The 10,348-nt window shown below is 76.6% G+C and carries 10 protein-coding genes; 4 read left to right on the top strand and 6 right to left on the bottom strand.

Annotation, left to right across the window (positions count from 1 at the left end; all coding sequences use genetic code 11):
• The 3 genes from MNY60_RS15715 to MNY60_RS15705 form a co-directional block, all read left to right on the top strand.
• A partial coding sequence (locus MNY60_RS15715) for a NifB/NifX family molybdenum-iron cluster-binding protein (RefSeq protein WP_277957043.1) occupies positions 1 to 348 on the top strand: 348 nt, incomplete at its 5' end.
• The gene (locus MNY60_RS15710; protein WP_242361107.1) at positions 345 to 695 is read left to right on the top strand and encodes a nitrogenase-stabilizing/protective protein NifW; all 351 of its coding nucleotides are present in this window, start codon (positions 345 to 347) and stop codon (positions 693 to 695) included. The genes MNY60_RS15715 and MNY60_RS15710, both read left to right, overlap by 4 nt.
• Positions 696 to 718: 23 nt before the next feature.
• Positions 719 to 1,669, top strand: coding sequence for a hypothetical protein (locus MNY60_RS15705; RefSeq protein ID WP_242361105.1), 951 nt, complete (start codon positions 719 to 721; stop codon positions 1,667 to 1,669).
• A gap of 35 nt (positions 1,670 to 1,704) precedes the next feature.
• Here MNY60_RS15705 and MNY60_RS15700 read toward each other — a convergent pair whose 3' ends face one another.
• The 6 genes from MNY60_RS15700 to MNY60_RS15675 form a co-directional block, all read right to left on the bottom strand.
• Entirely contained in the window at positions 1,705 to 2,562 is an 858-nt protein-coding gene (locus MNY60_RS15700; protein ID WP_242355314.1) for a putative selenate ABC transporter substrate-binding protein, read from the bottom strand.
• A 74-nt stretch (positions 2,563 to 2,636) separates the two neighbouring features.
• A complete protein-coding gene (locus MNY60_RS15695; RefSeq protein ID WP_242361103.1) occupies positions 2,637 to 4,355 on the bottom strand; it encodes an ABC transporter permease in 1,719 nt (572 codons plus the stop codon).
• A complete protein-coding gene (locus MNY60_RS15690; RefSeq protein WP_242338599.1) occupies positions 4,352 to 5,845 on the bottom strand; it encodes a LysR substrate-binding domain-containing protein in 1,494 nt (497 codons plus the stop codon). Before MNY60_RS15690 ends, MNY60_RS15695 begins: the two co-directional genes overlap by 4 nt.
• A 163-nt stretch (positions 5,846 to 6,008) precedes the next feature.
• Complete coding sequence (locus tag MNY60_RS15685) at positions 6,009 to 6,944, bottom strand: aldo/keto reductase (protein ID WP_242338601.1); 936 nt, start codon at positions 6,942 to 6,944, stop codon at positions 6,009 to 6,011.
• Positions 6,945 to 6,958: 14 nt separating this feature from the next.
• The gene (locus tag MNY60_RS15680) at positions 6,959 to 7,309 is read right to left on the bottom strand and encodes a hypothetical protein (RefSeq protein ID WP_242338603.1); all 351 of its coding nucleotides are present in this window, start codon (positions 7,307 to 7,309) and stop codon (positions 6,959 to 6,961) included.
• 91 nt (positions 7,310 to 7,400) lie between these two features.
• A complete protein-coding gene (locus MNY60_RS15675) occupies positions 7,401 to 7,550 on the bottom strand; it encodes a hypothetical protein (RefSeq protein ID WP_242338605.1) in 150 nt (49 codons plus the stop codon).
• Between the two features lie 116 nt (positions 7,551 to 7,666).
• Here MNY60_RS15675 and MNY60_RS15670 point away from each other — a divergent pair, with 116 nt between their 5' ends.
• Positions 7,667 to 10,264 carry an ATP-binding protein gene (locus MNY60_RS15670; RefSeq protein WP_242361101.1) on the top strand — a complete coding sequence of 866 codons (2,598 nt, stop codon included), beginning with the start codon at positions 7,667 to 7,669 and terminating at the stop codon, positions 10,262 to 10,264.
• The last annotated feature ends 84 nt before the right edge of the window (positions 10,265 to 10,348 follow it).

Below are 10,348 nucleotides of genomic sequence, written 5' to 3'. Positions count from 1 at the left end.
GGGCACGCCCGCGAGCTGCTCGTCTACGACGTGAGCCGCGCCGGCGCGCGCCTCGTCGGGCGGCGCGCGGTGGACCGGTACTGCGTCGGCGGGGAGGGGGAGGAGGACGCGCTCGCGACGATGCTGCGCGCGCTCGAGGGGTGCCGCGCGGTGCTCGTCGCCAAGGTCGGGCGCTGCCCCAGGGAGCAGCTCGCCGCCGCGGGCATCGAGCCGGTGACGGAGCAGGCGTTCCGCCCGATCGAGGCGGCGGCGCTCGCCTGGTTCGAGGGCTTCGCGGCGCGAGTCGCCGTCGGCGAGGTGGCCGCCCCGCCGGCGGTCGCGGCGGCGCCGCACGCGGAGGTCGCGTGAGCCCGCGCGAGAAGGAGGGGGCCCCCGGCGCGGCGCTGCCGGCGCTGCCGGGGCTGCCGGAGCTCGAGGGGCTCGAGTCGGCGGAGGACTTCTTCGCGGCGCTCGGCGTGCCGTTCGACTCGCGCGTGCTCGCGGTGAGCCGGCTCCACCTCATGAGACGCTTCGGGCTCGCGATGCAGGCCTTCCTCCTCGAGCGCCCCGCCGCGAGCGAGGGAGAGCGGCGGGCCGCCCTGCGCGCCGCGCTGCGGGAGGCGCACGCGCTCTTCGTCCGGTCGACGCCGCTCGAGTCCGGGGACTTCGGCGTGCTCCGCGGGGCGCGGCCCGTGAAGCTCGGAAGGCGTGAGTGAGGCCGCCGGACTAGAACCGCGGGGTGCCCGCCCCGCTTCCGGTCGACCTCCTCGCCGCCGCCGACTGGAGCGTGAGCGAGCGGAAGCGCTGGCTCGCCCTCGCGCAGCGCGGCGCCGACGGCCGCTGGCGCGCGGGAGGGGCGCGCCCGGTCGGTCGAGCCGAGACGCTCGTCGCGCGGCTCGCGCGCCGGGCCGGGACGCGGCGGCGCGCGCTCCTCGGCCTCGACCTCCCGATCGGCGTCCCCGCGGCGTACGCCGCGCGCGTCGGGGCGGACTCCTTCCTCGCGTGGGCGCCCGGCCTGGGCGCGCCGCCCTACGAGGCGTTCTTCACGCCCGCCGCGACCGCCGCCGAGATCACGCTTCACAGACCGTTCTATCCGGAGCGCGCCCGCCGCGCCGGCGTGGTCCGGCAGGCGGAGCTCTGCGCCGCGCTCGGGGTGCCGGGCTTCGACGCGCTCCGGCGTGCCTGCGACCGCGCCCGCCCGGGGCGGCGCGCGGCGGAGGCGCTCTTCTGGACCGTGGGAGGGAAGCAGGTCGGAAAGGCCGCGCTCGCAGGCTGGCGTGACGTCGTCCTGCCCGCGCTCCGCGACGCCCGCGCCGCGATCTGGCCGTTCCAGGGCGAGCTCGCGACGCTGCTGCGACCCGGCGCGGTGGTCCTCGCGGAGATCTACCCGGCCGACGCGTGGCGCCGCCTGGGCGCCGCGCCGGTCTCGAAGCGCGATCCGGCCTCACGGCTCGCCGCCTGCGCCGCGCTCGGGCGCTGGCTCCGGGCGGCGGGGGTCTTTGCCTCGCGCCGGCTGTCCACCCAGCTCGCGGAGGGGTTCGGTCGCCGACCGGACGGCGAGGACGCGTTCGACGCGGTGGTCGCGCTGCTCGGGATGCTCGACGTGGTGCTCGGCCGGACCGCGCTGTTCGAGCCCGAGCAGGAGGCGCGCGCGGTGGAGGGGTGGATCCTCGGGCTCGATCCGGGGTGAGCTCTCGAGCTCGGGCGGACGAGACGGGGCCCCGCTCAGTCCTTCAGGAGCCCCGCCGCGCGCGCTGCCTGCTCGATCGCCGCGTAGTTCCCGGGCGCCGTCGGGATGAACTTCTTCGTGCGCTGGAGGTCCAGGATCTTCCGGTGCTCGGGGTTCGCGTAGTCGAGCGCGAGGAAGGCGGCGCGGAGCTGCTCGACGACCTTCGGATCGAGGTCGCCGCGGACCGTCCAGCTGTAGTCGTGGAACTCGGGCGTGGTCCACAGCACGCGGACCTTGGTGGGATCGATCTTCTTCTCGTCGAGGAGGCGCTGCCAGATGGACTCGTTGAGCGCGCCCGCGTCCACCTTGCCGGCCTCGACCCACTTCGCGGTCACGTCGTGCGCGCCGGAGTAGGCGACCTTCGCGAAGTCCTTGTCCGGGTCGAGACCGTTCTGGAGCAGGAAGTAGCGAGGCATGAGGTGGCCGGAGGTGGAGCTCACCGAGCCGAACGCGAAGGTCGCGCCCTTCAGGTCCTGGAGCCTCTGCGCCTTCGAGGCGGCGGGGACGATGATCTTGGAGTGGAAGCGGGCGTCCTCCTCGCGCTGTACGAGCGGGATGGCGGTGCCGGTGCGGCGGCGGGCCTGGACGAACGTGAAGCCGCCGTACCAGACGAGGTCGAGCTTGCCGGCGGCGAGGCCCTCGACCGTGGCGGCGTAGTCCGTCACCGGGGTGAACTTCACCGGCCGGCCGACCGCCGCCTCGAGGTACTTCCCGAGCGGCTCGAACTTGCGCAGGAGCTCGGTGGGCGACTCGTCGGGGATGGCGGAGACGCGGAGCGGCTCCGCGCCCGCGGCGGAGAGCGGGAGGAGCGGAAGGACGAGGGCGAGCAGGCGGCCGAGACGGTGCAGGTGCATGGAAGGCTCCTGGCGCGCGGCGGACTGCCGCGCGCCGGACGAGGGTTCCGGGACGACGACGACGGGAAGGTCCTTCACCACGCGTCCACCACCGCCGGGACCGCCGGCTCGGGGCCTTCCTCGGCGCGCTCGGAAGGGCCTTCCACGAGCCGCCGCCGAAGCGCGCCGGAGAGCAGGTCGACCGCCGTGACGAGCAGCACGATCACGAGCAGCAGCGTGAGGGTGCGGTGGTGGTGGAACAGGCTCAGGGAGACGTGCAGGAGCCCGCCCAACCCGCCCGCGCCCACGACGCCGAGCACCGCGGAGGCGCGGATGTTCACCTCCCAGCGGTAGAGCGTGTAGGCGACGAGCTGCGGAAACGCCTGCGGCAGGACCGCGAGCGCCGAGGCCGCTGCGTCGCTCGCGCCCGCCTCCCGCAGGGCCGCGAACGGCGCGGTGGGGACCTCCTCGAGCGCCTCCGCGTAGAGGCGGCCGAGGACGCCCGCGGTGTGGACGCCGAGCGCGAGCGCCCCCGCGAACGGGCCGAGCCCGACCGCGAAGATGAGGACGAGCGCCCAGAGCAGCTCGGGCAGCGTCCGGCCCAGGTTCAGGATGCCGCGGGCCGTCCACGCGACGGCGGCGAGCGTCACGCCACGAGCGAACGCGGGGCGGCCGCCGCCCGCGAGCACGTGGAGCCGGAGGGCCGCCGGGTACGCGAGCAGGAGCCCGAAGAGCGCGCCGAGCGCCGTGCCGAGCACGCTCACCGCGAAGGTGACGACCGCGGCCGGCGCGAGCTGGCGCAGGAACGCGGGGTCGAGGTCGGGCGGCCACAGCGAGGCCGCGAAGCCGCCGACGCTCGCGAGGGCGGAGGGGGAGAGGACGTCGCGCCAGGACAGGTCGAGCACCCGCGCCGCTCCCCACGCGGCGAGCGCCCAGATCGCGAGGCCGAGCGCACGGGCGCGCAGGGCGCCGAGCCCGAGCGGGAACAGGCCACGGCTCCGGTGGATGCGGCGGCGCACGAGCTGGGAGAGGAGATCGACGCCGGCGACCAGCACGAACAGGGCGATCACCATCGCGGCGACCTCGTCGTACGCGAACATCTTGAGCGAGAGCTCGAGCTGCACGCCGAGGCCGCCCGCGCCCACGAGCCCGAGCACCGCCGAGGCGCGGAGCGCGCAGTCGAACCGGTAGAGCGTGTAGGAGGCGAGGAGCGGGACCGAGCCCGGGAGCACGCCGAACGCGAACGCGCCGAGGGGCGGCGCGCCCGCGGCGGAGAGCGCCGCGGCGGGCGCCCGCGGCGCCGACTCGAAGATCTCGGCCATCACCTTGCCGAGCACCCCCGCGTAGCCGACCCCGATCGCGAGCACCCCCGCGAGCGGCCCCATCCCGAACGCCCGGACGAACACGAGCGCCCAGACGAGCTCGGGCACCGAGCGCATGAGGTTCAGGAGGACGCGCGCCGCGAGCCACGCGGCGCGGCGGGGTGCGGCCGGCGGATCGCCCGGGGTGGCGAGGACGCGCGGCGAGACCGCGAGGAACGCGAGCGGCGCCGCGAGCGCGAGCGCGAGCGAGATGCCGAGGAGGGCGATGGCGACCGTCTCGGCGAGCGGGCGCGCGAGGGAGGAGAGAAACGCGGCCGAGTGGGCGGGCGGCCAGAAGCCGCGCGCGAAGTCCGCCATCGCCTGGCGCGCCCCGGGCGCGAGGAGCGCGCCGCAATCGCCGCCCGCGATGCGATAGGAGACGACGACGGCGGCCGCGAGCGCGAGCCCCGGCCAGGAGAGGAGCGCCGGGAGCGGCGGGCGCCGCGCCCTCACGCGCCGCCCTCCGCGCCGGGCCTCACGGCGGCCCGGGCGACCTCGACGAACCGCCGCGCCGCCGGCGACGGCGTCGCGTCGCGCCGCCACGCCACGAAGAGCCGCCTCGGGATGCGCACCCCGTCGATGCGGAGCGCGCGCAGGTGCCCGCGCTCGAGCTCCTCCCGGACGGCGAGCCGGGAGGTGAACGCCACGCCGACGCCCGAGAGGACCGCCGCCTTGAGCCCCACGAGCGTCCCCACCTCCAGCGCGACCGCCGCGGGATCGAGCGGCACGCCGAGGTTCGCGAGGTGGTCCTCCACGACGGCGCGCGTGCCGGAGCCGGCCTCGCGCTCGACGCGCGGCAGCCGGGCGGCGAGCGCGGGAGGGATCGGCTCGGCCGGGAGCCCCTCCTGCGCGGGCGAGGCCACGAGGACGATCTCGTCCTCGACCAGGTCCTCGAAGTGGAGCTCGGGGTGCGGTGAGCGGGCGCCGACGAAGCCGACCTCCACGTGGCGCGCCAGGAGGTCGGCGGTCACCTCCGCCGAGTCCTTCACCGCGAGGCTCACCCGCACGCCCGGGTACGCGCGCACGAACGCGCGGACCGCGCCGGGCAGCAGGAACTCGCCCGGCGTGTTGGACGCGCCGAGGGCGAGGACGCCGGCTGGCGCGGCCGGGCTCGGGGTGCGGGGCGCCGCCGGGGATGGGCTCACCGCCGCGCCCTTGCGGGAGGCATACAGGCGCGAGAGGTCGTCGAGCGTCAACGCCGCGACGGGCGCGTCGAACGCCACCGCCCCGTCGCGCAGCCCCACCACCCGGGTGACGATGGGGAGGAGCGGCTCGAGCCGGTGGGTGGAGACGACGAGCGTGCGCCCGGCGAACGCGCGCCCGAGCAGCGCGGCGATCTCCACCGCGCGCGCGGGGTCGACCGAGGCGACGGGCTCGTCCGCGATGACGATCTCGGGATCCTGATACAGCGCCCGCGCGATCGCCACCCGCTGCTGCTCGCCGCCGGAGAGCCGATCCACCCGCTCGTGGAGCCGCTCGGCGATGCCGACCTCCGCGAGCACCGCGCGGACGCGCTCCGCCTCGGCGCGCGAGACGAGCGCGGCGAGCGCGCGCGCGAGCGACATGCGCCCGAGCCGCCCCGCGACCACGTTCTGCATCACGCTCGCCTGGGGGACGAGGTGGAGCTGCTGGTGGACGGTGCCGATCCGCGCGCGGACGGCGCGGAGCGCGCGCGGCGCGAGCCCCGCCACGTCACGCCCGAAGAGCTCGACCGCGCCGCACGACGGCGCGAGGGAGGTGGCGAGCAGTCGCAGCAGGGTGGACTTGCCGGCGCCGCTCGGGCCGACGACGGCCACGCGCTCGCCCTCCCGGATCGCGAGCGACAGCGGGAGCAGCGCGTCGCGGCGGCCATAGCGCTTCCCGGCGCCGGTGAGGGCGAGGGCGGGCACCGGGACGGCGGAGGCGCGCACGGGCGCGCGAGCGGGCGCGGGCGCCTCGCTCATGGCGCGCTCGCGCGCCGGGCTCGCGGCGCGTCCGGTCCGGGGGCCGCGTCCCGCCGCGCGAGGGGGCGCACGGGAGCGGCGGCCACGCGGGCGGCGAGGGGGGAGCGCATGGGACCATGTCTTATCGGGCGCCCGCCGCCCGCCGCAACCACCGCGTCGGTCCTCACGGCTCCCGCGCAGGCCGCGGGTCCCACCACACCTCTCCCTTGCCGCGGATCGCCTCCGCCGCGCGCCTGCGCGTGTCCGCGCGCTCGTCCGCGCTCATGGGCCGGAACCCCTCCGCCGCCGCGAACGCGGCGTCCTGCTCGTTCGGGAACGACAGGCCGAGCAGCGCCACGTCCGGGTCGAGCGTCAGGGTGTAGCGCAGGCACTCCTCGACGGAGAGGCGCGGCAGGGCAGGGGCGGCCGTGTCGGCGCCGCCGGAGGAGACCTTCCCCCGCGGGCGCTGCGCGAGCGGGCGACCGTAGCCCTCGGTGTCGCCGACGAGCTTCCCGGCGCCGAAGGTCTTGAAGCAGACGGTGCCGACGCCGCGCGCCTTCGCGGCGGGCAGGATCTCGTCGACGTAGCGCGGGTGGCAGTACGGTCCCACCGGGAACATGACCACGTCGCACAGGCCGGAGGCGAGCGCGTCGGCGAGCACGTCCGGGTGGTGCGACGAGATCCCGCGGAACCGCGCGCGCCCGCGGGCGATCTCCTCCGCGAGCTCCGCCATCGCCCCGCCGGGCGCCTTCGCGCGCCGCCACGCCTCGGGCTCCGAGCAGGAGTGGAGCACGAGGAGGTCCACCGACGCGACGTCGAGCCTGCGCAGGCTCTCGTCCAGCTGCGGCGCGACGGGACGGTCGAGGTGGTCGATCTTGTCGACGAGGAGGACGCCCGCGCGTCGGCCGCGGAGCGCCTCGCCGACGATCTCCTCCGAGTAGCCGTCCTCGTACATGGGCGCGGTGTCGACGACGTTCAACCCCGCGTCGAGCGCGCGCCGCAGCGTCTCGACGCAGCGCTCCTTCGGGACGGAGCGATCGGCGAGATCACCTGCTCCGAGGGCCGTGGCGACGAAGCCGGTGCGGCCGAGCGCGCGCCGGGGCGTGAAGCGGTGGGCCATGCGCTCGTCGCCGACTACTTGCGCTTGCGGAGGACCTCTATCCGGACGACCTGCAGCTCGTCGCCGGCCCGGTCGAGCGACGCCCGTACCTCCTCGCCGCGCTTCAGGTCCGAGAACTTCCCCGCGGACCCGTCGATCGTGATCTTCGCCTCCTTCGCGACCTTCACCTGCGTCGTCGCGTCGCCGGCGTCGAGCACGATCTCGCGCTGCGCCTCGTCCACGTGCGCGATTCGCCCGCGCACCTCCTGCTGCTGCCGCGGGGCGGCGCTCGCGGCGCCCGGCGTGCTGCCCTGCGCGGCGGCGGTCCGGGTCCAGCCGGCGGCGCCGAGCACCAGGGCGACGGCGACGAAGAGTCTCGCGTGCATGGGGTCTCCCTCCGAGAGGCTCACGATGCGCGCGCCGCGGAGGGCGCGCACGCCGGGGGGGAGGCGACGGGGCGGGCGCCCGCGCGTCGCCTCACCGCAGCATGCCGAAGAGCATCACCGCGAAGAAGACGGGCACGAGGAGCGCGACGACGCCGCCCACGACGAGCGCGGTGATGACGGCCGCGCGCGCCGGGCCGCTCGTGGGGAGCTGTCCCGGAGGCGAGCGCTGGTCGGGCTTCACGCCGCCATCCTAGCCGATCCCGGCGCAGGCGGCGGCCGGTCCTCGTGTCCCACGGCTGCTCGCTTGTGCGCCGGCGAGCCGAGCGCTCAGAATGTACGCGCTCCAGGGGGGGTGCCGTGTCCAAGTTGCTCGCGAGCCTGCGCGTTCGCCTGCTGTTCCTCGTGCTCGTCGCCGTCGTCCCCGCGCTCGGGATCCTGACCTACGCCGCGCGCGAGCATCGTCGGCTGCTGGAAACCGGAGTCGAGCAGGAGTCGCACGCGATCGCGCGGCTCATCGCCGAGCGAAACGGCCGCGTGATCGAGCGTGCGCGCGGGGTGCTCATGGGCATCTCGCGGCTGCCGAGCGTGCGCGCGGCCGACGCCGAGGCGTGCTCGCGCGACCTCGCGCCGCTGGTCGCCGACGCGATCGACCTCGGTAACCTCGGCGTGGTCGCGCTCGACGGCGAGTACTTCTGCCGGGGCGGCGGCGGCCGGCGCGTGAACCTGCTCGACCGCGACAACGTCCGCGTGCCGCTCGAGACCGGCGAGTTCTCGGTGGGCGCGTACCGCGTCTCCCGCTCGCGTGGCGTGCCGAGCGTCGGGCTCGGGCTCCCGGTGCGCAGCGACGAGGGGCGGGTCACCGCGATCGCGATCGCGATGCTCGACGTGGCCACGCTCCAGCGCGATCTCGACGACATGGACCTCCCCGAGGGCGGGGCGGCGGTGGTGCTCGATCGCGACGGGACCATCCTCGCGCTGCGCCCGTACGACGTGAGGCAGGTGGGGACGAGGCTGCCCCCCGCGCTCCACGCGGGAGCGATGGAGGACCGCGCGCGCCGCGCGGTCGGGCCCGACGGCGTGGAGCGGATCTACGGCTTCCACGACGTGTGGGCGGGGTCGGGGCCGGCGGTGCTGCACGCCGCGGCCGGCGTCCCCATCGCCGCGGCGTACGCGCCGGTGAACCGCATCCTCCGGCGCACCTTCCTCGCCTTCGGCGGGATCGCGCTGCTCGCGCTCGCCGCCGCGGGGATCGCCGGCGAGCGGCTCCTCGTCCGCAAGCTGCGGGCCCTCCTGGCAGCGGCCCGCCGGATCGCGGCCGGCGACTACTCGGCGCGGGTGGGCCTGGAGCCCGGGCGCGAGGAGCTCGGCCAGCTCATCGGCGCGTTCGACGAGATGGCCCACTCGCTCGAGTCGCTCTCGCGGCAGAACCGGCTCATCCTGGACTCCGTCGACGAGGGGATCCTGGGGGTCGACCGCGAGGGGCGCATCGTCTTCGCGAACCCCGCCGCGGCGCGCGCGCTCGGGCGGAGCGTCGAGGAGCTCCTCGGCCAGGACGGACACGCGGTCGTCCACCCGACCCGGCCGGACGGCTCGCCGATCCCCGCCGCCGAGTGCCGCGTCCTGGCGGCGATGCGCGACGGGAGGGTCCGGCACGGGGTGGACGAGGCCTTCCGGCGCCGCGACGGGAGCGCCTTCCCCGCGGAGTTCGTCGCCTCCCCGCTCGTGCACGGCGGCGCCATCGTCGGGCTCGTGCTCGCCTTCCGCGACGTGGGGGAGCGGCGCAGGCTCGAGGAGCAGCTCCGCCACTCCCAGAAGATGGAGGCGGTCGGGCAGCTCGCGGGCGGCGTCGCCCACGACTTCAACAACCTCCTCACCGCCATCGTCTCGTTCGCGCGGCTCGTCCAGGAGGCGCTCCCGCCGGGCCACGAGAGCCAGCCCGACGTGCGCGAGATCCTCGTCGCCGCGGATCGCGCGGGGACGCTCACCCGGCAGCTGCTCGCCTTCAGCCGCCGCCAGCGGCTCGCCCCGCGCGTCGTGGACCTCGCGGGGGTCGTGCGCGGGATGGAGCCCATGCTGCGACGGATCCTCGGCGAGACCGTGGCGCTCGAGGTGGACGTCCGCGCGCCGGGGACGGTGGTCGCCGATCCCGGCCAGCTCGAGCTCGCGGTGCTGAACCTCGCGGTGAACGCGCGCGACGCGATGCCGGACGGCGGTCGGGTCGTCGTCGAGGTGGACGAGCGCGCCGCGCCCGAGCCGAGCGCCGACGACGGGGCGCTCCTTCCCGGGCCCGTCGCGCTGCTCTCGGTGCGGGACGGCGGCGTGGGCATGGACGACGCGACGCGGGCGCGCGTGTTCGAGCCGTTCTTCACGACGAAGCCGCTCGGGAAGGGGACCGGCCTCGGCCTCTCGACCGTGTACGGGATCGTCTCGCAGAGCGGCGGCGCCATCCGCGTCCGCTCGGCGCCCGGCCAGGGCTCCGAGTTCCGCATCCTCCTGCCGCTGCACGCGGAGGAGGCGGCGCCCGAGCGCGAGCCGCGCCCGGGGCGCGCGGCGGGGGGCCCCGAGACCCTCCTGCTCGTCGAGGACGACCCGGCGATCCGGGCGGTCGCGCGGCGCGCGCTCGACGGGGCCGGCTACCGGGTCGTCGACGCGGCCTCCGCCGAGGCGGCGCTCACCGCCGCCGACGCGTTCCAGGGAGCGATCCACCTGCTCGTGTCCGACGTGATCCTCCCGGGCCGCAACGGCTGGGACCTGGCGCGCGCGCTCGAGGAGCGCCGCCCCGGGGTGCGCGTGCTGTTCGTGTCCGGGTATGCCCGCCACGCCTCCGGCGTCGCGCTCGTGCCCGCCGACGCTCCCTTCCTCGCGAAGCCGTTCGCGCCGGACGACCTGCTCCGCGCCGTGCGGAGCGCGCTCGACGCCCCGGAGCGGCCCGCGGCCGCGGCCGGGATTAGCTAACGGCTATCCTGATTCGCGACCCGGCGAGCGAAGCGAGCCCGCCGGGGCGCCGCCGCGGAAGGGGGGGCGCCGCGCGCGGGCGCG

This window comes from Anaeromyxobacter sp. SG17 (genome assembly GCF_022690695.1).
Classification (GTDB): domain Bacteria; phylum Myxococcota; class Myxococcia; order Myxococcales; family Anaeromyxobacteraceae; genus Anaeromyxobacter; species Anaeromyxobacter soli.
The sequence above is the reverse complement of the archived record's forward strand: the minus strand, read 5'-3'. Positions and strand labels throughout refer to the sequence as shown.

What these genes read in the sequence shown, in the direction of transcription:
- MNY60_RS15690 (WP_242338599.1), bottom strand. Translation starts at nt 5,845, where the DNA reads ATGAGCGAGGCGCCCGCGCCCGCTCGCGCGCCCGTGCGCGCCTCCGCC.
- MNY60_RS15680 (WP_242338603.1), bottom strand. Translation starts at nt 7,309, where the DNA reads ATGCACGCGAGACTCTTCGTCGCCGTCGCCCTGGTGCTCGGCGCCGCC.
- MNY60_RS15700 (WP_242355314.1), bottom strand. Translation starts at nt 2,562, where the DNA reads ATGCACCTGCACCGTCTCGGCCGCCTGCTCGCCCTCGTCCTTCCGCTC.
- MNY60_RS15685 (WP_242338601.1), bottom strand. Translation starts at nt 6,944, where the DNA reads ATGGCCCACCGCTTCACGCCCCGGCGCGCGCTCGGCCGCACCGGCTTC.